This is a genomic window from Kitasatospora sp. NPDC092286 (assembly GCF_044755565.1).
Lineage (GTDB): Bacteria > Actinomycetota > Actinomycetes > Streptomycetales > Streptomycetaceae > Kitasatospora.
In genome coordinates this window covers 20479-42429 of sequence record NZ_JBIVRD010000036.1, presented here as the reverse complement: position 1 = coordinate 42429, position 21951 = coordinate 20479, and the positions used below count along the sequence as shown (strand labels likewise).

The window sequence follows — 21951 nt, the reverse complement described above, 5'->3', positions numbered from 1 at the left end:
CACACTGTCGGGGTGACCGGATTCGAACCGACGGCCTTCCGCTCCCAAAGCGGACGCGCTACCAAACTGCGCCACACCCCGTGGTGCCGAGAGGAAGCGTACACGCCGGGCCCTCCCCGTTCGGCGACATGTCCGAGGCCCTTGGAACGAATGTGGTGTGCGCGCAGCCGACCGGACCAGGTACGCTGTTCCCCGACCTTCCGTCCGGCGACGGCCGGAGGATCATGCGGGCGTAGCTCAATGGTAGAGCCCTAGTCTTCCAAACTAGTCACGCGAGTTCGATTCTCGTCGCCCGCTCCAACTGCCCGGCCCCGGGGAGACGGTCACCGTCTCCCCGGGGCCGTTCGCGTTCCCGAGGGTCCGTCAGGGCCGGTCGGACGCCGCCCGGGTCTTCAGAGTCCCAGTCGCAGCGCGCGGGCGGCGGCGCGGTCGAGCAGCCGGTGGATGTCGGACTGTCTTGTCGCGGGGCGGTCGTTGAACTCGTCCGGGGAGGCGACCGGACGGCCGGTGGCGTGCAGCACCTCCATCAGCTGGACCCTGGCGATGCGGACGGTGACCGGGGTCCCGTAGCCGTGGGCCAGGACCGCGGCCTGGGCGCCGAGCAGGCAGACCCGGCCGGCGGTGTCCCACATCGCGCCCTGCACCCAGCCGAAGGCGCCGATGTAGCGGGAGGCGAGCCGCAGGTGGTCGGCGGCGGTCACCGGCACCGGGCGGGCCGGGCGGCGGAGCACCCGGTCGAGCAGGGTGGCCCTGGGCAGCGGCCAGCCGGCGTGCCAGGGGCTCAGGGCGGAGCCGAGCGGACAGACGTACGGCGGCGGGGTGCGCGCGGGGGCGGGCAGTGAGGCCAGGTACGCCTCGATCTCGGCGACCAGGCCGGACCCGAGCAGGCCGGGCCCGAGCGGACCGGGTCCGGCCGCAGCGGCTCCGACCGGGCCGAAGCCGTCCGGAGCGGAGCCGTCCGGGGCGGGCGGGAGCAGCGGAGACGGCCTCGGGTCGGTGCGGGGCATGCGGGTTCTCCAGGCGGTGGCCTACGGTTACCGCTACCCAAAATGGTGCATACAGGGCATTCCCGCGACCGGAGGGCCCCGCGTCATGACCCCGCGACAGTTTCCCGGCGGGGCTCCGGGCCGATAGCCTCGGCGGCGTTCGACCGTAGTTCGAGAGCGTTGCGAACCCGAGGTGAAGGAGTTCCGGTGCGTCCCCAGGACCGACTGGCCGTCATACAGCGCTGTGTGGTCCGCGAGATGGCGCGCCTCGGGCAGGAGTTCACCGCCGACGGCGAGGTGGTCCGGGGCCCGGGGACGACCGCGGTGGCCGTCCGGGAGCACCCCGGCGACGAGGGCGCCGGCCATGTCGACCTGGGCTTCGTGCTGCACCTGGGCCGCGCCGACGCGCCGGTGGTCTGGGACTGCGCGGCGGGGCTCGGGAAGACCGAGGAGGAGAAGCTCGCCAACGCGGTGCGGATGTGGGCGACCACCACCGCCTCGGTGCTGGTGGAGCTGCGGGACGGGCACGGTGGGCTCGCCGACCACGCCGACCACCCCGAACTGCCCGGCTGGCACGCCGTCCAGGGGCCGGCGGCGGTCTTCGGCTTCGGCAACGAGCGGCTGGCGGGCTGGCTGGCGGAGCACCGGGTGCTGCCCGCGCTGGCGCCCGCGCTGCTGCCGGAGCTGGCCGGCCGGAGGCTGCACGGGGTGAAGCTGTTCCTCGGCGGCAAGTCGGGGGACGACGTCGCCGAGGTCAGGGTGAACGGGGAGGTGTCGGAGGCGGCGTCGGCGGCGCTGCGCGCGCTGGACTGGCCGCGTGGTGAACGGCTCTGCTGGGCCCGGCTGTTCGTCCTGCTGGCGGCCCCGGGCGCTGCGGACCCGGGCCCGGAGAGCTCGTCGGCGGGCGCCCTGACGCCCGCCCCGACCCGCCCCGGGACCCCGGCGGCGGCGCGCCCCCGGGGACTGTTCAGCCGCTGGCGGCAGGCCAGACGGGCCGGCCGGTGACGCGCACGGACGGCCCCCTCCCCCACCGGCCCCACCGGGGGCCCGGCCGGTCAGCCGGCGATGTTGGAGATGCTCTTGGCGATCTGGCTCAGGAAGTCCTGGATCGGCTTGGCGGCCGTGCTCTGGTTGAGCATGAAGCCGAAGAGGGCGGCCAGGATGGCGTGCCCGACTTTCAGCTGCTTGTTGCGGATGAAGATCAGGCAGATGACGCCGAACAGGACCAGCGCGGAGACGGAGAGTGCCACCCGGACTCACTTCCTCGTTTCATAGCGGGACGCCATCGGCTGGCAGCCCCTGCGAAGCCGGACCCCGGCCTGTCCGACGGTCCCGAGGCGGAATTGGGGATCGTCCGACACGTCGCGGTCGGAGAGGGAGCCCGCTATGGCCGCACGGTGTCTGTCCTGCCGCACGTGACGCCCCCCATCCCCCGAATCCTGACCAGTCCCGCCCGGACTCAGTGTGGTCGAACGTGCCGATTGCGTAAAGGTCTGACTGTCAGTCGAACGCCGATATCCTGCGATGCGAGACGACTTTCCGCCGACCGAGACGATAGTCGAGTCGTTCTGACGAAACATCGGCGGGGCGCCGCTGAGCGGCCGGAAAACGCCCGGCGGGCCGGAGCGGAACAGGCTGGTCCGCTCTGCTGACGGTGGACCGGAAATGGCTGAAGATCAGCTACCAGGCTTGACAGCGGCTGCCCTTGGCATGTGCCCCGTTCAAGGGCGGCCGAGGAGGCGTCAGTCACGCCAGAGCAGCAGCACCGCGCGGTCGTCGTTGATGTCCCGGGCGACCGTCTCGATCAGCCGGGAGGCCGCGCCGCTGCCGGCGTCGGGACCGCTGCCGGGGACCAGCCGGTCGGCCTCGCCCATCAGCCGGTCCATCCCCTCGGAGAGGTCCCGGCCGGGCGCCTCCACCATGCCGTCGGTGCAGAGCAGCAGCACGTCACCGCGGTTCAGCCGACCGCGGACGCCCTCGAACTTGGCGCCGTCGTAGATGCCGAGCAACGGGCCCTCGGTGGCCTCCTTGATCTCCCAGCACCCCGCGCCCGCGAGCCGCTGCATGCCCGGCAGGTGCCCGGCCGAGAGCAGCTCGTACTCACCGGTGTCCAGGTCGAGCACCAGGTGGACGGCGGTGGCGAAGCCCTCCTCCCAGGACTGGCGGAGCAGGTAGCCGTTGGCGGCGGGGAGGAAGTCGTGCGCGGGCAGCGAACCGACCAGGCCGCCGAAGGCGCCGGAGAGCAGCAGCGCCCGGGAGCCGGCGTCCATGCCCTTGCCGGAGACGTCCGCGAGGACCACCTCCAGCACCCGCTGGCCGGGGCCGGTCCGGGCGGCGACCACGAAGTCCCCGGAGAAGGACTGCCCGCCGGCCGGGCGCAGCGCCATGTCGGCGTGCCAGCCCGCGGGCAGCTCGGGGACGCGGCTCTGCACCCGCAGCCGCTCGCGCAGGTCGAAGAGCATGGTCGAGCCACCCCACCAGGGCACGCCGACCCGGCTGCGGAACTGGGCCAGCAGCAGACCGCCGACCCCGGCCGCACCGACCACCAGGGCGGCGCCGGGGGTGACGCCGTAGGTGTAGGCGTCCGGGTTCTCGCTGGCGACCCGCTGGCCGGTGTGGATGACGGACTCGGCGGAGAGGCCGAGCGCGGCCAGCGCGTACAGCACCACCAGGGAGCCGGGGCGAAGCAGCAGGGCGGCGGCCAGGATGGGCAGCACCAGGGAGGTGGGCGGGGCCCAGGCGGGGATCCAGATGTTGAGCAGGATCAGCAGCGGGACCAGCAGGGACAGTGCGCAGAGCACGGGCCAGTCGGCGGCGCCGCCGCGGAAGTAGTCGACACCGGCGGTGCGCAGCCTTCGGCGGACCCGGCGGAGCCTCTTGCGCAACCGGGCCGTCACGGGGTCCGACACCACAGCGGCGCCGGGCCTCGTCGCAGTCGTCTGGGGCGGTGCGCCCGGCGGTCTGCCAGCCATGGGGCCCGACCCTATCCAGCGGTACGGGTCGGCGTCGACGGCTCGCGCACGGGCGGCAGCGGCGTGGCGCGGGCGCGTCAGCGGGTTTCGGCCGATTGCGGCGGTCGCAGCCGCTGCGTCAGGAAGCATGCGCCGGTTGGGCGTACGAACCACACGGACGGCGCCTGCGCCCCGCGCGCACCATTGTTTGCGCGCCGGCCAGGCGGAGTGGGCGCCGTGGGCGCTGTGGCCGATGACACAGCCGGTGACACAGCCGTCGGCGGGGCCGGTGACGGCGGCGGTGACAGCGTCGGTGACTCCGCCGCCGGTGCTCGCTCCACCGCACGCACGACGGCCGGCCGCGGTGGGGACACGCGGCCGGCCGTCAAGGAGTCGGGAGGGGTGATCAGCCCTGCGGGTGATGGGCCGGGATGGGCGGGAGCTCGCCGGTGGTCTCGTAGTCGCTCAGCATCTCGATCCGGCGGGTGTGCCGCTCGTCGCCGCTGTACGGGGTGTTGAGGAAGACCTCGACGAACTTGGTCGCCTCCTCCCGGGTGTGCATCCGGCCGCCGATGGAGACCACGTTGGCGTTATTGTGCTCGCGGCCGAGCGCGGCGGTCTGCTCGCTCCAGGCCAGCGCCGCCCGCACGCCCTTGACCTTGTTGGCGGCGATCGCCTCGCCGTTGCCCGAGCCACCGATCACGATGCCCAGCGCCTGCGGGTCGGCGGCGGTGCGCTCGGCGGCCCGCAGACAGAACGGCGGGTAGTCGTCGGCGGCGTCGTAGATGTGCGGCCCGCAGTCGACGGGCTCGTGGCCGGCCTCCTTCAGCCACTCCACGAGGTGGTTCTTCAGTTCGTATCCGGCATGGTCGGAGCCCAGGTACACGCGCATGCCCATGAGTGTGGCATGCGCGCGCGCCCGGGCCGCGCAGGGGGCGCTCAGCGGCGGCCGAGGAGCTTCCAGGCGAGCGGCAGGGCCCCGGCCGCGAAGGCGGCCTTCAGGGCGTCGCCGACCAGGTACGGGTAGAGGCCCAGCTCGGCGGCCCGGGCCAGCGGGACGTCCAGCGAGAAGGCCAGGTACGGCACGCCGACGGCGTAGATGGCGAGGCTGCCGAGGACCATGGTGGCGGCGGTGTTCAGGGGGGTGCGGTCGGCGCCGCGGCGGGCCAGCGCGCCGGTGAGGCCGGCCGCGAGGACGAAGCCGAGCACATAGCCGAGCGAGGGCATCGCCCAGCCGGAGGTGCCCTCGGCGAACCAGGGCAGGCCCGCCAGGCCGGCGAGCAGGTAGAGGCCGAGCGAGGCGATGCCCCGGCGGGCCCCCAGCGCGGTGCCGACCAGCAGCGCGGCGAAGGTCTGGCCGGTGACGGGCACCGGCGAGCCGGGGATGTTCACCGAGAGCTGGGCGGCCACACCGGTCAGGGCGGCGCCGCCGGCCACCAGGGCCAGGTCGCGGACCTGGGCGCCCAGCCGGGTGCTCGCGGCGGGCAGCAGGTCGGCCAGAACGGCGCGGCTCGGTATCGGGGTGCTGGCAGTGGCCATCGGGGTTCCTCCGCACGGTGGGGACGGGTCGGCGATCGGATGATCAGGTGAGTGAACATCTGTGAACCTACGCGCTGATCCACTTCGTCACCGTCGGGGAACCTGACAAACCCCCGCGGGCGGACGTTGTCGGGTCCGGCCGAGACGACGCAATGTGACCTCCTGTGCCGCTTACCGTCACCGGCCGGTCCGCATCGTGGTCCGGAATGGGGCATTCTTGGCATGGACAGCCGTGTCACCGGATATTGGGCAAATCGCACCGCATTCCGAACAGTCTGGATCCACCCTCATGGCCCGTACCACCGCGCCGTCGACGCCGGGGACGACCTCCACCGCTTCCCCGGCCGGCGGCCAGCAGCTCTCCCACGGCCTCAAGCAGCGTCACCTCTCGATGATCGCGCTGGGCGGGGTGATCGGCGCCGGCCTCTTCGTCGGCTCCGGGGCGGGCATCGCGGCGGCCGGGCCCGCCATCATCCTGGCGTTCGCCTTCTCCGGCCTGCTGGTCATGCTGATCATGCGGATGCTCGGCGAGATGTCGGCCGCGCGCCCGGCCTCCGGCTCCTTCTCCGTGCACGCCGAGAAGGAGCTCGGTCCCTGGGCCGGGATCACCGCCGGCTGGATGTACTGGGTGATGCTCTGCTGCGGCGTCGCCGCCGAGGCCACCGCCGCCGGGCGGATCGTCAACGGCTGGGTCCCCGGCGTCTCGTCCTGGGTCTGGGTCGCCCTGTTCATGGTCTTCTTCTGCGCCAGCAACCTCACCGCGGTGAAGAACTTCGGCGAGTTCGAGTTCTGGTTCGCCGCCATCAAGGTCGCCGCGATCATCGCCTTCCTGGTGCTCGGCGCGCTCGGCGTCGCCGGCGTGCTCGGCCCTGGCGCGCCCGGCACCCACAACCTCACCGGCCAGGGCGGCTTCCTGCCCACCGGCGTCAGCGGGCTGATCGTCGGCCTGCTCGCCTCGGTGTTCGCCTACGGCGGTCTGGAGACCGTCACCATCGCCGCCGCCGAGTCCGACGACCCCAAGAAGAACGTCGCCAACGCGGTGCGCACGGCGGTCTGGCGCATCGCGATCTTCTACATCGGCTCGATGGCCCTGGTCGTCACCCTGGTCTCCTGGAAGGACCCGGCGGTCGTGCAGAACGGCCCCTACGTGACGGTCCTGCGCCACCTGGGCGTGCCCGGTGCCGGGACGATCATGGAGGCCGTGGTGCTGATCGCCCTGCTCTCCGCGATGAACGCCAACATCTACGGCGCCTCCCGGATGGCGTACTCGCTGGTCGGCCGCGGCCAGGGGCCCAAGGCGCTGGCGAAGGTCGGCGGCGGGGTGCCCCGGCGGGCCGTGCTGGCCTCCTGCCTGTTCGGCTTCGCCGCGGTCCTGGCCGCCAAGTTCTGGCCGGACACCGTCTTCACCTGGCTGATGAACACCACCGGCGTCGCCATCCTGGTGGTCTGGCTGTTCATCTGCGTCGTCCAGCTGCGGATGCGCCGCCGGCTGGAGCGCGAGGCACCCGAGCTGCTCAGCGTCAGGATGTGGGGCTACCCGTACCTGACCTGGATCGCGATGGCCGCCGTGGTCGGCATCCTCGGGCTGATGACCACCACCGAGGGCAACCGGCAACAGCTGTACGCGGCCGGTGTGCTGGTCGCCGTACTGTCCGCGGCGGGCCTGCTCAAGCAGCGCCGGGACGCCCGGGCGCACTGAGAACGGCACAGCACGAGGGCCCGGTACCGCTCGCGTCGGTACCGGGCCCTCGTGCTGTGCGCTGCCGGGGCTACTCGAAGGACGGGCCCGCCGTGCGGGTGCGCTTGATCTCGTAGAAGCCGGGGGTGGAGGCGACCAGCAGGGTGCCGTCCCACAGCCGGGCGGCGGCCTCGCCGCGCGGGGCCGGGGTGACCACCGGGCCGAAGAAGGCGACCCGCTCGCCGTCCACGCCCTCGACCGCGATCACCGGGGTGCCGACGTCCTCGCCGACCAGGGTGATGCCCTCCTGGTGCGAGGCGCGCAGGGCCTCGTCGTACGCGTCGGTGTCGGCCGCGTCGGCCAGCTCGGCCGGCAGGCCGGCCGCGACCAGGGCGGCCTCGACGGTCTCGCGGTTCTGCGGCAGGGCCTGGTTGTGGAAGCGGGTGCCCAGCTCGGTGTAGAGCCGCCCGAGCACCTCCTCCCCGTGCTTCTGGGCGGCGGCGACGCAGACCCGGACCGCGCCCCAGGCGTTGTCCAGCAGGTCGCGGTACTCCTGCGGAAGATCACGGTGCTCGTTCAGCACGGACAGGCTCATCACGTGCCAGTTCACGTCCACCGGGCGGAGCTGCTGGACCTCGATCAGCCAGCGGGACGTCATCCAGGCCCACGGGCAGGCCGGGTCGAACCAGAAGTCGGCGGTCTTGCGCTCAGCGGCAGTCGTCACGGCTGTCGTCCTTCGTGAGTGGTGAGGCGGGCCCCGCACGGGGTCTTCCCCGGACCCAACGCCCGCCCCGCACCGCTGATTCCGGGACGACGGAGTCGGCCTGTGCAATGGTACCGGCGTGGCGAGCCGTGAAAGGATGCCATCGGTGCGTACGACACCGCACCCAGACCGCATCACCCGATGAACGCACCACCATGCGAGCCGGACAAAGGAGTACCGCCGTGCCGGGTAAGAACCTGAGCCGCGACGAAGCCCAGCAGCGGGCCAGCATCCTGGCCGTGGACGGCTACCAGGTCCGGCTGGACGTGACCTCCGCCCCCGACCCGGCGGCCGCCACCTTCCGCTCCACCACCACGATCGCCTTCCGCTGCACCGAGCCGGGCGCCTCGACCTTCCTCGACCTGCTCGCCCCCACCGTGCGCTCGGTCGTCCTCAACGGCCGCGCGCTCGACCCGGCCACCGCCTTCGACGGCGCCCGGGTGCACGTCGACGGCCTGGCCGCGGAGAACGTCCTCGTCGTGGACGCCGACTGCGCGTACAGCCGCACCGGCGAGGGCCTGCACCGCTTCACCGACCCGGTGGACGGCGAGACCTACCTCTACACCCACTACGAGCCGGCCGACGCCCGCCGGGTCTTCGCCGACTTCGAACAGCCCGACCTGAAGGCGCCGTTCACCTTCACCGTCGCCGCGCCGGCCGCCTGGGACGTCCGGTCCAACGCCGTCCACGAGCGCGTGACCGACGAAGGCGCCGCCCGCGTCTGGGAGTTCGCCCCCACCCAGCCGATCTCCACCTATCTGACCGCCGTCGTCGCCGGCCCGTACCACGTCGCCCGCGACCACTACAGCCGCGTGCTGCCCGACGGCACCACCCTGGAGATCCCGCTCTCCGCGCTGTGCCGCAAGTCGCTCGCGCCCTACTTCGACGCGGACGAGATCCTCGGCGTCACCAAGCTCGGACTCGACTTCTTCCACGAGGAGTTCGACTACCCGTACCCCTTCGGCAAGTACGACCAGGCCTTCGTGCCCGAGTACAACATCGGCGCGATGGAGAACCCGGGCTGCGTGACCTTCCGCGAGGAGTTCATCTTCCGTTCGAGGGTCACCGACGCCGCCTACGAGAGCCGGGCCAACGTCATCCTGCACGAGATGGCCCACATGTGGTTCGGCGACCTGGTCACCATGCGCTGGTGGGACGACCTGTGGCTGAAGGAGTCGTTCGCCGACTTCATGGGCTCCTACGCGCTGATCGGCGCCCGCACCCGCTACTCCGGCGCCTGGGTCACCTTCGCCAACCAGCGCAAGGCCTGGGCCTACCGGCAGGACCAGTTCCCGACCACCCACCCGATCACCGCGGACATCCGCGACCTCGAGGACGCCAAGCTCAACTTCGACGGCATCACCTATGCCAAGGGCGCCTCGGTGCTCAAGCAACTGGTGGCGTACGCCGGTTCGGAGGCCTTCTTCGAGGGCGCCCGCCGCTACTTCAAGCGGCATGCCTTCGGCAACACCGAACTCACCGACCTGCTGGACATCCTGGAGGAGACCAGCGGCCGCGACCTCAAGTCCTGGGCCGCCACCTGGCTGCAGACCGCCGGTGTCAACTCGCTCACCCCGCAGGTCACGGTGGACTCCGAGGGCCGGATCACCGAACTCGCCCTCCTCCAGGACGGCGAGACCCTGCGCCCGCACCGGATCGCGGTCGGCCTCTACGACCGGGACGCCGACGGCACGCTGGTGCGCACCGAGCGGATCGAGCTGGACGTCACCGGCGCCCGCACCGTGGTCGCCGAGGCCGTCGGCCGCGCCCGGCCCGCGCTGGTGCTGCTCAACGACGACGACCTGACGTACTGCAAGATCCGTTTCGACGCCGAGTCGTTGGAGACGCTGCGCACCGGTCTCGGCGACATCCGGAGCGACCTGGCCCGGGCGCTCGCCTGGTCCGCGGTGTGGAACCTGACCCGCGACAGCCTGATGCCGGCCCACGACTACGTCGCCCTGGTGCTGCGCTTCGCCGGGCAGGAGTCCAACATCGGCGTGCTGCAGTCACTGCACCAGCAGGCCAGGAGCGCCGTCGACCTGTACGCCGACCCGGCCTGGCGCGGCGAGGGCGGCCGGCTGCTGGCCGACGGCGCGCTGCGCGAGCTGCGCGCCGCCGCCCCCGGCAGCGACCACCAGCTGGCCTGGGCCCGCTTCCTGGCGCAGACCGCCAGTGGTTCCGAGCACCTCGGCCTGGTGCGCGGTCTGCTGGCCGGCACCGCCCGGATCGACGGCCTGGACGTGGACCAGGAGCTGCGCTGGTCGCTCTGGCTGGCACTGGCGGTGGCCGGCCAGGCCACCGACGAGGAGCTGGCCGAGGAGCTGAAGGCCGACCACACCGCCAGTGGGAAGCGGCAGTACACCGAGTGCCTGGCCGCCCGGCCGACCGCCGAGGCCAAGGCCGCCGCCTGGTCGGCCGTGATCGACTCGGACGAACTGCCCAACGCCCTGGTCGAGGCGAACATCGCGGGCTTCGCGGTGCCCGCCCACCGCGACCTCACCGCGTTGTACGCGGCGCCGTACTTCAAGCTGCTGGAGCGGGTCTGGGCCGAGCGCACGATCGAGATCGCGATGCGGATCGTCGGCGGCTTCTTCCCCCGCGCGCAGACCAGCGAGCAGACCCTGGCCGAGGTGGACGGCTGGCTCGACGGCCACCCGGGCGCCGCGCCCGCGCTGCGCCGGCTGGTGCTGGAGTGCCGTGACGACCTGGCCCGGGCGCTCTCCGCGCAGGCCTGCGACCGCGGCTGAGCCCGGCCGTCCGAAGGGAGGACCCCGCCGCGAACGTTCGCGGCGGGGTCCTCGGTTTGCGGGGCCTGTCAGCCTGCGGCGGGCCTCAGTTGCCGCGCAGACCGCGGTCCAGGGCGGCGATCCCGCTGCCCTGGGCGTCGTCGCCGTCCAGCGACCAGACCATCACACCGGCCAGGTCGTTCCAACGGGCGTAGCGGGCCTTCTCGGTGAGCACCTCGGCGCTGTCGTAGCTGTAGAAGGTGCTGCCGTCGTACTTCCAGGACGCGCCGTGGTCGCGGTCGACGTAGACCTTGCCGGGCAGCGCGTTGATCTCCTTGTAGGACAGGTCGGGGGCGGCGCTGCTGGCCGGCTGGTGCAGGCCGTCGCGGTTGCCGGCCGGGACGTTCGTCCAGCCGTGGCCGTAGAGCGGCGTGCCGAGCACGGTCTGCTGGGACGGCAGGCCGAGCTGGGCGTAGTGGTCGACGGCCTTGTCCGCGCTGCGCTGGCGCGGCTCGGGGTCGTGCGGGTCGGAGTAGAGGTTGGCCTGGTGGTTGGTCGGGCCCTTGCCCTCCCACGGGCCGTGCAGGTCGTAGGTCATCAGGTTGAGCCAGTCGATCGACCGGGCCAGCTCCGGCAGCTCCAGCCGGTCCGCGACGGTCTCGTTGGCGGCCACGGCGGCGGTCAGCAGGTAGTGCGGGCCCTTCTTGCCGCTGAGCGCGTCCAGCTGGCGGCGGAACTCCTGCACCAGCAGGGTGAAGTTGCGGCCGTCCTCGGGCCGGACGATGTTGCCCTCGTCACCGCCGCCGCCCGGGTACTCCCAGTCGAGGTCGATGCCGTCGAAGACGCCCGCGGCCACACCCGTGCCGCCCTCCGCGGTACCGAGGCGGGGCAGGTTGCCCTTGAGGTAGAGGTCGACGCAGGAGGAGACGAACTTCTTGCGGGAGGCGTCCGTGGCGGCCGCGTCCGAGAAGTACTTGGACCAGCTCCAGCCGCCGAGCGAGATCACCGTCTTCAGCTGCGGGTTCTTGGCCTTGAGCTTGCGCAGCTGGTTGAAGTGGCCCTTGAGCTGCTGGTCGGCGGTGTCGGCCACGCCGTCCACCGACTCCGCGGCGCTGAACGGGCGCTGGTAGTCGTTCAGGGCGTCGCCCTGGCCCGCGTCGTTGGTCTCGAAGCAGGTGCCGTCGGCGGAGACGTTGCCGAAGGCGTAGTTGATGACGGTGATCTTCCCGGCCTGGCCGGACTCCTGCACCCGCTTGGCGGAGCTGTCGGCGCCCCACTGGGTGAAGTAGCCGACCCGCTGCCCCTTGAGCTTCGGGCCGTTGTCACGGTCCTGGGCCTGGGCCGTGGGGGCGGCGATCGTGGCGGCCACCGTGGCGGCGGCGATGAGGGCAGCGGTACGACTGAGCATGCGCATACGAGAAGACCTGCGGCTTTCTCTGATTCAGCATCAAATGGTCTGGACCAAGCTGACACAGAGGTTTAGTCCATTTGATCGAGACGCACAAGAGGCCGGACCACAGTGACGCGATCCGGCCTCTTGACTGTCTCTTTACCGACGGGGGATCAGCCCCGCCGCCCCGGCTGTCAGCCGATCAGGCTGCGCAGCACGTACTGCAGGATGCCGCCGTTGCGGTAGTAGTCCGCCTCACCGGGGGTGTCGATGCGGACGACCGCGTCGAACTCGATGGTCGCGGCCGCGCCGACCGCCTTGACCTTGACGGTCGCCGGGGTGCGGCCCTCGTTGAGCTCGGTCACACCGGTGAAGGAGAAGGTCTCCTCGCCGGTCAGGCCGAGGGAGTCGGCGTTCTCGCCCTCCGGGAACTGCAGCGGCAGGACGCCCATGCCGATCAGGTTCGAGCGGTGGATGCGCTCGTACGACTCGGCGATGACGGCCTTGACGCCCAGCAGCGCGGTGCCCTTGGCGGCCCAGTCACGGGACGAGCCGGAGCCGTACTCCTTGCCGGCCAGGACGACCAGCGGGGTGCCGGCGGCCTGGTAGTTCTGCGCGGCGTCGTAGATGAACGACACCGGGCCGTCGGCCTGGGTGAAGTCGCGGGTGTAGCCGCCCTCGGTGCCCGGCGCGATCTGGTTGCGCAGACGGATGTTGGCGAAGGTGCCGCGGATCATCACCTCGTGGTTGCCACGGCGCGAGCCGTACGAGTTGAAGTCGCGCTTCTCCACACCGTTGGCGGTCAGGTACTGCGCCGCCGGGGTGCCCGGCTTGATGTTGCCGGCCGGGGAGATGTGGTCGGTGGTGACCGAGTCGCCCAGCTTGGCCAGGACGCGGGCGCCGGCGATGTCGGTCACCGGGCTCGGGGTCTTGGCCATGCCCTCGAAGTACGGGGGCTTGCGGACGTAGGTGGACTCGGCGTCCCACTCGAAGGTGTTGCCGGTCGGGACGGGCAGCGACTGCCAGCGGTGGTCGCCCGCGAAGACGTCCTGGTAGCCCTTGTCGAACATGGCCTCGTCGATGGAGCCCGCGACGACGTCGGCGACCTCCTTCTCGGACGGCCAGATGTCGGCGAGGAAGACATCGTTGCCGTCGGCGTCCTGACCCAGGGCGTCCTTGGCGATGTCGATGTTCATGTTGCCGGCGAGGGCGTAGGCGACCACCAGCGGCGGCGAGGCCAGGTAGTTCATCTTGACGTCCGGGTTGATCCGGCCCTCGAAGTTGCGGTTGCCGGAGAGCACCGAGACGACCGCCAGGTCGGCCTCGTTGACGGCGGCCGAGACCTCCTCGGGCAGCGGGCCCGAGTTGCCGATGCAGGTGACGCAGCCGTAGCCGACCAGGTTGAAGCCCAGCTTCTCCATGTACGGGAGGAGGCCGGCCTTCTCGTAGTAGTCCATGACGACCTTGGAGCCGGGCGCCAGGGTGGTCTTGACCCAGGGCTGGACCCGCAGGCCCTTCTCCACGGCCTTCTTCGCCAGCAGGGCGGCGCCCAGCATGACGGAGGGGTTGGAGGTGTTGGTGCAGGAGGTGATCGAGGCGATCACGACCGCGCCGTTGTCGATCTCGTACGTCGAGCCGTCGGGGGCGGTGACGGTGGTCGGCTTCGAGGCCTCGGCGGAGTAGGCCGGCAGCGCCTCGGCGAACTTCTCGGCGGCCTCGGCCAGGATCACGCGGTCCTGCGGGCGCTTCGGGCCGGAGATCGACGGGACGACGGTGGAGACGTCCAGCTCGAGGTACTCGGAGTAGACCGGCTCGACCGACGGGTCGTGCCAGAGGCCCTGCTCCTTGGCGTACGCCTCGACCAGGGCGAGCTGCTGCTCGTCGCGGCCGGTGAGCTTCAGGTAGCTGATGGTCTCGGCGTCGATCGGGAAGATCGCACAGGTCGAGCCGAACTCCGGCGACATGTTGCCGATGGTGGCGCGGTTGGCCAGCGGGATCGCCGAGACGCCCTCGCCGTAGAACTCGACGAACTTGCCGACCACACCGTGCTTGCGCAGCATCTCGGTGATGGTGAGCACCAGGTCGGTGGCGGTGGTGCCGGCCGGCAGCTGGCCGTTGAGCTTGAAGCCGACCACGCGCGGGATCAGCATGGAGACCGGCTGGCCCAGCATCGCGGCCTCGGCCTCGATGCCGCCGACGCCCCAGCCCAGCACGCCCAGGCCGTTGACCATGGTGGTGTGCGAGTCGGTGCCGACGCAGGTGTCCGGGTACGCCTGGCCGCCGCGGACCATGACGGTACGGGCCAGGTGCTCGATGTTCACCTGGTGGACGATGCCGGTGCCGGGCGGGACGACCTTGAACTCGTCGAACGCGGTCTGGCCCCAGCGCAGGAACTGGTAGCGCTCCTTGTTGCGGCCGTACTCGATCTCGACGTTCTGGACGAAGGCGTCCGGGGTGCCGAACTTGTCGGCGATGACGGAGTGGTCGATGACCAGCTCGGCCGGGGCCAGCGGGTTGATCTTGGCCGGGTCGCCGCCCAGCTCCTTGACGGCCTCACGCATGGTGGCGAGGTCGACCACGCACGGCACACCGGTGAAGTCCTGCATGATCACGCGGGCCGGGGTGAACTGGATCTCCTGGCTCGGCTGGGCGGTGGCGTCCCAGTTGCCGAGGGCGCGGATGTGGTCGGCGGTGATGTTCGCGCCGTCCTCCGTGCGGAGCAGGTTCTCCAGCAGCACCTTGAGGCTGTACGGCAGCCGCTCGGAACCCTCGACGGCGGAGAGCTTGAAGATCTCGTACGACTCGTCGCCCACCTGCAGCGAGCTGCGGGCGTCGAAGCTGTTCGCGGACACGACTGACTCCTTCTAGGTGCTTCGTGCGGTATCCGGCCCACGCGGTGGTAAGGTCAGCCTTACTTAGGCTTACCTTTCCCGCATCGCCGGCGAGCGCCTCTCGGCAAGTATCTTGATGTCGAGATATATCGTAGTGGGCAGTTATCTCGATGTCGAGATAAACCATAGTGCATGGTGCCGCGTTCACCACGTCGGCACCACCCCCCACTCCACCCTCCGCCCACCAGCGGCCTTCGCGCAGCTTTTCGACGGCCTTCCCGTCGCCGGAACACCCCCTCCGGGCCTCCCCTCGCACCCCGCGCTCCCCTCCCTCCGGGCTCTCCCCCCTCCCCTCCCGGCGGCTCCGCGCCCGGGTACGGTGGCCGTCAGTTGACACGCTGGGACAGGCCGGGGGCCTACTGATGATCGTGGTGGACGCGTCGGCACTGGTGCTCGCGCTGGCGGACGAGGGCGAGCGCGGGGAGGCCGCCCGGGCCGAACTCGCGGCGGGCGGCGAGTGGGTCGCCCCCGAACACCTGCTGATCGAGGTGATGCAGTCGCTGCGCGGGCTCTACCTGGCGAAGGAGCTCACCGCCGAACGGGTCGGCGAGCTCGCGGCCCGGCTGCCCTCACTGGCGATCCGGAAGGTCGAACTGGCACCGCTGCTCGGCCGGATCTGGGAGCTCAAGGACAACCTCACCCCGGACGACGCCGCCTATGTAGCGGTCGCCGAACAGTACGGGGCGCCGCTGGTGACGGCGGACCTGCGGCTGATGCGCGCCAGCGGACCGCGCTGCGAGATCCGGGGCATCCGGCGCTCGGCGGAGTGAGACCGGGCGAGGTGCGGGCGGGCGGGCGGGCCGGGGCGGACTCATGGGCGGGGGTGTCCGTTGGCGGGGGTGTCCGTTCGGGGCGGCAGCCGTTGAGCAGGGGGCACGCCCGTTCCGCAGCCCCGAAAGGCCCTCCGATGCCCGCTTCGTACGCCGCCGCGCTGCTCCCGCTCGCCCTGCTGGCGCCCGCCGCGCCCGCCGCAACGGCTTCGACCGCCGTCCCCGCCCTGCCGCTCCTGGTGATCGAGGCCGACTTCGATCCGGCCACGGCCTTCGTCCCGCCGGCCGCCATCAGCCACGCACCGGACCTGGTGCCCTACGGCTCCCACGTCCGGGTGGTGGTGGACCGCACGGTGGCCGGGCGGACGGTGCTGACGCTGACCACCGCCGGCCTCGCCCCGGACCATGACTTCCCGGCCCATCTGCACACCGGTACGTGCGGCGCCGACCCTGCCGCGTCCGGCCCGCACTACCAGGACGCCGTGGACCCGGTGCAGCCGTCCACCGACCCCGCGTACGCCAATGAGAGCAACGAGCTGCGGCTGACCCTGCACACCGACGACCGGGGCGACGCCGCTGCGACGACCTCGGTGGCCTGGCACCCCCGGCCGGGCGAGGCGCGCTCGCTGGTGCTGCACGCCGGCAGCCCGGCCGGCCCGCACGGCGCGGGCGACCGGGCCGCCTGTGTGAACCTGGAGTTCTGAGCTACGCCCCGAGAGTGGCGACCAGCACGGCCTTGATGGTGTGCAGGCGGTTCTCCGCCTGGTCGAACACGATGGAGTGCTCCGACTCGAACAACTCGTCGGTGCACTCCAGCTCGGACATCCCGGTCGCCTCGTGCATCTGCTGCCCGACCACCGTGCCGAGGTCGTGGAAGGCGGGCAGACAGTGCAGGAACCGCACGGCCGGGTTGCCGGTGGCCCGGACGGTGTCCATCGACACCTGGTACGGCTTGAGCAGGGCGATCCGCTCGGCCCAGACCTCCTTGGGCTCACCCATCGAGACCCAGACGTCGGTGTAGAGGAAGTCGGCACCGGCCACGCCCGCGTCCACGTCCTCGGTGAGGGTGATCCGGGCACCGGTGGACTCGGCGAGCGCGTTGGCCGCCTTCTGGACGTCCTCGGCCGGCCAGAGCGCACGGGGCGCGACGATCCGGATGTCCATGCCGAGCAGGGCGCCGGTCACGAGCAGCGAGTTGCCCATGTTGGAGCGGGCGTCGCCGAGGTAGGCGAGGGCGACCTCGGTGAGCGGCTTGGCGGTGTGCTCCTTGATCGTCAGCACGTCGGCGAGCATCTGGGTGGGGTGCCACTCGTCGGTGAGGCCGTTCCAGACCGGAACACCGGCGAACGCGGCCAGCTCCTCGACGATCTCCTGGCCGTGGCCCCGGTACTCGATGCCGTCGAACATCCGGCCGAGCACCCGAGCGGTGTCCTTGATCGACTCCTTGTGGCCGATCTGCGAGCCGGCCGGGTCCAGGTAGGTGGTGGTCGCGCCCTGGTCGTGGGCGGCGACCTCGAAGGCGCAGCGCGTCCGGGTGGAGGTCTTCTCGAAGATCAGCGCGATGTTCTTGCCGCGCAGCCGGGGCTGCTCGGTGCCCGCGTACTTCGCCGCCTTGAGCTGGGCGGCGAGGTCCACCAGGAAGCGGAACTCCTGGGGCGTGAAGTCGAGCTCCTTGAGGAAGTGCCTGTTCCGGAGGTTGAACGCCATGCCGGGCTCCTGGGGTGACGGGACGGAGATGAAGCGGAAATTGTATACGATACTCGGAATTTGTATGCAATAACTACGGTGGTACGGGCCCCACGGAACGACCGTAGGGCCCGTACACCTCTGCCGCTACAGCCGGGGGTCGACCGGCTCGGACTCCAGCGCGAGCACCGCGAAGACCGGCTCGTGCACCCGCCAGAGCGGCTCGCCGGCCGCCAGCCGGTCCAGCGCCTCCAGGCCGAGCGCGTACTCGCGCAGCGCCAGGGAGCGCTTGTGGCCGAGGAAGCGCTGCCGCAACTGGTCCAGGTACTCGGTGTAGTCCGGGCCGTAGATGATCCGCAGATACTCCCGACCGCGTACCTTCACCCCGGGCTGGACCAGCCCGCCCGGCCTGCCCTCGCCCGCCTTGCCGCGGACCAGGGACGCCAGCGGCTTGACCACCATGCCCTCGCCACCGGCCCCGGTCAGCTCCTCCCACCAGGCGATGCCCGCGGCGACGGACGCCTCGTCGGTGGTGTCCACCAGCAGCCGGCCGGTCCGGTGCAGGATCGGGGTGCGCGAGCCGTCGCCGCCGTCATCGCTGTCCGTGCCACCGGCGTGGTCGGCCTCGACCAGGCGGTCGACCCAGGCGAGGTGCTCGTCGTGCGGGCGCACCGCGAGGTTCGCCCCCTCGGCCGCCAGCACCTGGAACGGCGCCAGCCGGATGCCCGACAGGCCCTCGGTCGGCCAGCAGTACCGCCGGTAGGCCTCGACGAACGCCTGCGCGTCGGCGGCGCGCTGCCGCTGGCGAGCGGTCAGCCCTGCCACGTCCAGCCCACGGCCGGCCGCCTGCTCGAGCACGGAGAGCACCGGGGGCAGCGCCGCGCCCGCCGCCGCGCCGACCGCCGCGTACTGGCGGCGCAGCAGCTCGACGGCCTTGAGCGACCACGGCATCAGCTCGGCGTCCAGCAGCAGCCAGCCGGTGCCCAGCTCCTCGAACAGCCCGGAGCGCTCGGCCGCGGCCCGCACCCTGCCCAGCACGGCCGAGGTGAGCTCGTCGTCACTGAGGAACGCCCGGCCGGTCCTGGTCCAGATCGCGCCCGGCCCGGCGATGCCGAACCGCTTCTCCAGCGCCGTGTCGTCCCGGGCGACCAGCACCACCGCGCGGGAGCCCATGTGCTTCTCCTCGCAGATCACCTGCTGGACGCCGTCCTCGCGGTAGGCGAAGAAGGCCTCCTCCGGGTGTTCGAGGTAGCCGGGCCGGCGCGAGGTGGCGCTCGGTGCCATCGTCGGCGGGAGGTACGCCAGCAGCCGCGGGTCGATCGCGAACCGGCTCATCACCTCCAGCGCGGCGGCCGCGTTCTCCTCCCGGACGGCGACCCGGCCGTGCAGCGTCGTCTCGACGACCCGACGGCCCGCCACATCGGCGAGGTCCAGCGGACGGCCCTCGCGTGAGCCCGGCGCGTCCGTGAGCATCGGCCGGACCGGCTCGTACCACTCCCGCTCGGCCTCGACGCCGACCAGCTCGCGCTCCGGGTAGCGCAGCGCGGTCAGGCTGCCGCCGAAGACGCACCCGGTGTCCAGGCAGATGGTGTTGTTGAGGAAGCTCGCCATCGGCACCGGCGTGTGGCCGTAGACCACCAGCGCCCTGCCCCGGTACTCCTCCGCCCAGGGGTAGCGCACCGGCAGCCCGTACTCGTCGGTCTCGCCGGTGGTGTCCCCGTACAGCGCGTGCGAGCGCACCCGGCCGGAGGCGCGGCCGTGGTACTTCTCCGGCAGACCGGCGTGGCAGACCACCAGGGCGCCACCGTCCAGCAGGTAGTGGCTGATCAGACCGCGCATGAACGCCCGGACCTCGGCGCGGAACTCCTCCGACTCACCCGCCAGCTGGTCCAGCGACTCCTGGAGGCCGTGCGAGACGGTGACCTTCTTGCCGTCCATCGCCCGGCCGAGCTTGTTCTCGTGATTGCCCGGGACACAGATCGCGTGCCCGGCCGCCACCATGCCCATCACCAGGCGCAGCACACCCGGCGTGTCCGGGCCGCGGTCGACCAGGTCACCGACGAAGACCGCCGTCCGGCCCTGCGGGTGCACGGCGTCCACCGGGCGGTTCACGGCGTCCCGGGTGAGCGTGTAGCCGAGGCGGGTGAGCAGGGTCTCCAGCTCGGAGCGGCAGCCGTGGATGTCGCCCACGATGTCGAACGGGCCGGTGAGGTGGCGCAGGTCGTTGAAGCGCTTCTCCGGCACGATCTCGGCGGACTCCACCTCGGCCTCACCGCGCAGGATGTGCACCTTGCGGAAGCCCTCACGCTCCAGCCCGCGCAGCGAGCGGCGCAGTTCCCGGTTCTGCCGCGGGATCACGTGGGCCGGCAGCTGCCGGTCCGGCCGGGTCTTGTTGCGCTCGGCGCAGACACCCGGCGGGATGTCCAGCACGATCGCGATCGGCAGCACGTCGTGGTCACGGGCGATCCTGACCAGCTGCTTGCGCGCCTCCTGCTGGACGTTGGTGGCGTCCACCACGGTCAGCCGACCGGCGGCCAGGCGCTTGCCGACGATGTAGTGCAGCACGTCGAAGGCCTCGGAGGAGGCCGACTGGTCGTTCTCGTCGTCCGCCACCAGGCCCCGGCAGAAGTCCGAGGAGATCACCTGGGTCGGCAGGAAGTGCTTGCGGGCGAAGCTGGACTTGCCCGCGCCGCTGGTGCCGATCAGCACGACGAGGGAGACGTCCGTGACCGGCAGCCGACGGCCCCGGCCGGAGGCATCCGGCTCGGCGGGGGTGGCCGGCTCGGCGGGGTTCACGGCCCCGGCGGTGCCCGCCTGCCCGGCAGGGGCTGCCTCGTCCAGCGGCGACTCGGACAGTACGTCGTCGGTCATCGGGTCTCGCCCCCTTCGGGCGTCGTGCGGGCAACAGCGTCGGTGTCAGTGTCGGTGTCGATGCCGGTACCAGTACTGGTACCGGCAGGGGTAGTACCGGCGATGGCGGTACCGACGACGGTAGCCGCGACCGGGGTACCGATCCGGAAGAGGGCGAGCTGAGTCGGCGCGCCCACCTCCGGGTCTTCCGGGCCGACCGGGCGGACCACGACCGTGTAGCCGTACGTCGCCGCGACCCGCTCGGCCCAGGCGCGGAACTGTGCGCGGTCCCACTCGAAGCGGTGGTCGGCGTGCCGGACGTGACCGGCCGGCAGGCTCTCCCAGCGGACGTTGTACTCGGCGTTCGGCGTGGTGACGACGACCGCCGCCGGGCGGGCCGCGTCGAGCACCGCGTACTCCAGGGCCGGCAGTCGGGGCAGGTCCAGGTGCTCGATGACCTCGCAGAGCACGGCCGCGTCGAAGCCCTTCAACCGCGCGTCGGTGTACGTCAGCGCGCCCTGGACCAGCGTGACCCGGGCCGCCTGGCGCTCCGACATCCGCTCCAGCCTCAGCTTGCGCGCGGCCGCGGACAGCGCCCGCGCGGAGACGTCCACGCCGAGGACCTCGGTGATCCGGGTGTCCTTCAGCAACGCGCCGATCAACTCGCCCTGCCCGCAGCCGAGATCGGCCACCCGGGCCGCCCCGACCTCACTCAGCGCGGCCAGGATCGCCACCCGGCGCCGCTCGGCGAGGGAGATCTGCTTCTCCTCCTGCTCGCCCGGCCGCACCGGGGCGTCGGCCGCAGCGGCCCCGGCGTCCGGCGTGCTCCCGGTCCGGTCGGTGTCGTCGACCGCGTTGTCGATCTCCTCGACCTCGCGGTCGTCGGCCTCCGCCAGCCGGGCCAGCTCCAGCCGCTCCATCGCCGTCCGGGTGAGCGACCAGCGCCGGGACAGATAGCGACGGGCGATCAGAGCCCGCTCGGGGTGGTCGGCGAGCCAGCCCTCCCCGGCCGCGAGCAACTTGTCGACCTCGTCCGGGGCGACCCAGTAGTGCTTGGCCCCGTCGAGCACCGGCAGCAGGACATAGAGCTGCTGGAGCGCGTCCGCCAGGCGCAGCGCGTCGGAGGTCAGCTCGATCCGGACGTAGCGCGACTCGCCCCACTCGGGGAAGGCCGCGTCCAGCGGGATCGCCGCCGCCTCGACCTGCCAGCCCAGCGGCTCGAAGAGCCTGGCCACCATCGCCACGCCACCGCCCTCGCCGACGCCGTTGGCGGGCACCGCGGGCAGGGAGATGCGCAGCGGCCGGGCCTGGTCGGCCAGCCCGGGGCGGCCCTCGCAGACGCCCTTCATCGCCGTCCGGAACACCGTCCGCAGGGCCACCGCCAGCAGTGAGGACGCGGCGTAGGGGCGGTCGTTGACGTACTGGGCGAGCGCGAAGTCCGGGGAGCCGCCGCGGCCCTTGCCCCGGCCCCGGCGGACCAGCGCGATCGGGTCGACCTCCAGTAGCAGAGCGGCCGTGCAGAGCTCGTCGCTCGCCTCTGGGTAGAAGACATGGGCCTCGCCGTGCGAAGTCCCGAACCGCTGGACCTTGCCCGGGTGCTTGTGGAGAAGAAAGCCGAGGTCGGTGGCAGGGCTCTCGGCGGTGCCTGTGGTGGAGATCGACATGAACACCTGCACGAGTATTGCCCAGCACCACCCCTCTGAGCACCGGGTTTATCCGAG

At 71.9% G+C, this 21951-nt stretch carries 16 protein-coding genes and 2 tRNA genes; 6 read left to right on the top strand and 12 right to left on the bottom strand.

What is annotated here, in order from left to right; genetic code table 11:
* Positions 1–7: 7 nt before the first annotated feature.
* A tRNA-Pro gene (locus tag ACIQIB_RS29745) sits at positions 8–81 on the bottom strand.
* Between the two features lie 145 nt (positions 82–226).
* On the opposite strand from ACIQIB_RS29745, the gene ACIQIB_RS29740 reads away from it, so the two are divergent.
* Positions 227–300: transfer RNA gene (locus ACIQIB_RS29740), tRNA-Gly, on the top strand.
* A gap of 92 nt (positions 301–392) precedes the next feature.
* Here the strand turns inward: ACIQIB_RS29740 and ACIQIB_RS29735 are convergent.
* Positions 393–1007, bottom strand: a complete 615-nt coding sequence (locus ACIQIB_RS29735; RefSeq protein ID WP_363607562.1) for a hypothetical protein — start codon at positions 1005–1007, stop codon at positions 393–395.
* A gap of 186 nt (positions 1008–1193) precedes the next feature.
* Here ACIQIB_RS29735 and ACIQIB_RS29730 point away from each other — a divergent pair, with 186 nt between their 5' ends.
* Positions 1194–1991, top strand: a complete 798-nt coding sequence (locus ACIQIB_RS29730) for a DUF6348 family protein (RefSeq protein ID WP_400761734.1) — start codon at positions 1194–1196, stop codon at positions 1989–1991.
* Positions 1992–2041: 50 nt separating this feature from the next.
* Here ACIQIB_RS29730 and ACIQIB_RS29725 read toward each other — a convergent pair whose 3' ends face one another.
* The 4 genes from ACIQIB_RS29725 to ACIQIB_RS29710 form a co-directional block, all read right to left on the bottom strand.
* Positions 2042–2236: a hypothetical protein gene (locus ACIQIB_RS29725; protein WP_363607564.1), complete on the bottom strand. Its 195-nt coding sequence runs from the start codon at positions 2234–2236 to the stop codon at positions 2042–2044.
* A gap of 492 nt (positions 2237–2728) precedes the next feature.
* On the bottom strand, positions 2729–3883 hold the full coding sequence (locus tag ACIQIB_RS29720; protein WP_363607565.1) for a PP2C family protein-serine/threonine phosphatase: 1155 nt from the start codon (positions 3881–3883) through the stop codon (positions 2729–2731).
* Positions 3884–4343: 460 nt separating this feature from the next.
* Positions 4344–4829 (bottom strand): ribose-5-phosphate isomerase, encoded by a 486-nt coding sequence (locus ACIQIB_RS29715; protein WP_363607566.1) that lies wholly within the window; start codon positions 4827–4829, stop codon positions 4344–4346.
* A 47-nt stretch (positions 4830–4876) separates the two neighbouring features.
* The gene (locus ACIQIB_RS29710) at positions 4877–5476 is read right to left on the bottom strand and encodes a biotin transporter BioY (protein WP_363607567.1); all 600 of its coding nucleotides are present in this window, start codon (positions 5474–5476) and stop codon (positions 4877–4879) included.
* A 289-nt stretch (positions 5477–5765) separates the two neighbouring features.
* Between ACIQIB_RS29710 and ACIQIB_RS29705 the strand changes: the two genes are divergently transcribed.
* Positions 5766–7175 carry an amino acid permease gene (locus ACIQIB_RS29705; RefSeq protein ID WP_400761732.1) on the top strand — a complete coding sequence of 470 codons (1410 nt, stop codon included), beginning with the start codon at positions 5766–5768 and terminating at the stop codon, positions 7173–7175.
* Positions 7176–7245: 70 nt separating this feature from the next.
* Here ACIQIB_RS29705 and ACIQIB_RS29700 read toward each other — a convergent pair whose 3' ends face one another.
* Positions 7246–7878 carry a DsbA family protein gene (locus ACIQIB_RS29700; protein ID WP_363607569.1) on the bottom strand — a complete coding sequence of 211 codons (633 nt, stop codon included), beginning with the start codon at positions 7876–7878 and terminating at the stop codon, positions 7246–7248.
* Between the two features lie 221 nt (positions 7879–8099).
* Here ACIQIB_RS29700 and pepN point away from each other — a divergent pair, with 221 nt between their 5' ends.
* Positions 8100–10664 (top strand): aminopeptidase N, encoded by a 2565-nt coding sequence (gene pepN, locus ACIQIB_RS29695; RefSeq protein ID WP_400761730.1) that lies wholly within the window; start codon positions 8100–8102, stop codon positions 10662–10664.
* Positions 10665–10749: 85 nt separating this feature from the next.
* On the opposite strand, the gene ACIQIB_RS29690 is transcribed toward pepN, so the two are convergent.
* Both ACIQIB_RS29690 and acnA read right to left on the bottom strand, forming a co-directional pair.
* A complete protein-coding gene (locus tag ACIQIB_RS29690) occupies positions 10750–12051 on the bottom strand; it encodes a glycoside hydrolase family 18 protein (protein WP_363607571.1) in 1302 nt (433 codons plus the stop codon).
* A 176-nt stretch (positions 12052–12227) separates the two neighbouring features.
* On the bottom strand, positions 12228–14885 hold the full coding sequence (acnA, locus tag ACIQIB_RS29685) for an aconitate hydratase AcnA (RefSeq protein WP_363607572.1): 2658 nt from the start codon (positions 14883–14885) through the stop codon (positions 12228–12230).
* 401 nt (positions 14886–15286) lie between these two features.
* On the opposite strand from acnA, the gene ACIQIB_RS29680 reads away from it, so the two are divergent.
* Positions 15287–15694: a type II toxin-antitoxin system VapC family toxin gene (locus tag ACIQIB_RS29680; protein WP_400651912.1), complete on the top strand. Its 408-nt coding sequence runs from the start codon at positions 15287–15289 to the stop codon at positions 15692–15694.
* A gap of 137 nt (positions 15695–15831) precedes the next feature.
* Positions 15832–16398, top strand: coding sequence for a superoxide dismutase family protein (locus tag ACIQIB_RS29675; RefSeq protein ID WP_363607574.1), 567 nt, complete (start codon positions 15832–15834; stop codon positions 16396–16398).
* A 1-nt stretch (position 16399) separates the two neighbouring features.
* Here ACIQIB_RS29675 and argF read toward each other — a convergent pair whose 3' ends face one another.
* From argF to ACIQIB_RS29660, 3 genes are all read right to left on the bottom strand, one after another.
* Positions 16400–17401, bottom strand: coding sequence for an ornithine carbamoyltransferase (argF, locus tag ACIQIB_RS29670; RefSeq protein ID WP_363607575.1), 1002 nt, complete (start codon positions 17399–17401; stop codon positions 16400–16402).
* 126 nt (positions 17402–17527) lie between these two features.
* The gene (locus tag ACIQIB_RS29665; RefSeq protein ID WP_363607576.1) at positions 17528–20251 is read right to left on the bottom strand and encodes a polynucleotide kinase-phosphatase; all 2724 of its coding nucleotides are present in this window, start codon (positions 20249–20251) and stop codon (positions 17528–17530) included.
* Positions 20248–21900, bottom strand: a complete 1653-nt coding sequence (locus ACIQIB_RS29660) for a 3' terminal RNA ribose 2'-O-methyltransferase Hen1 (protein WP_400761728.1) — start codon at positions 21898–21900, stop codon at positions 20248–20250. Before ACIQIB_RS29660 ends, ACIQIB_RS29665 begins: the two co-directional genes overlap by 4 nt.
* Between the last annotated feature and the right edge of the window lie 51 nt (positions 21901–21951).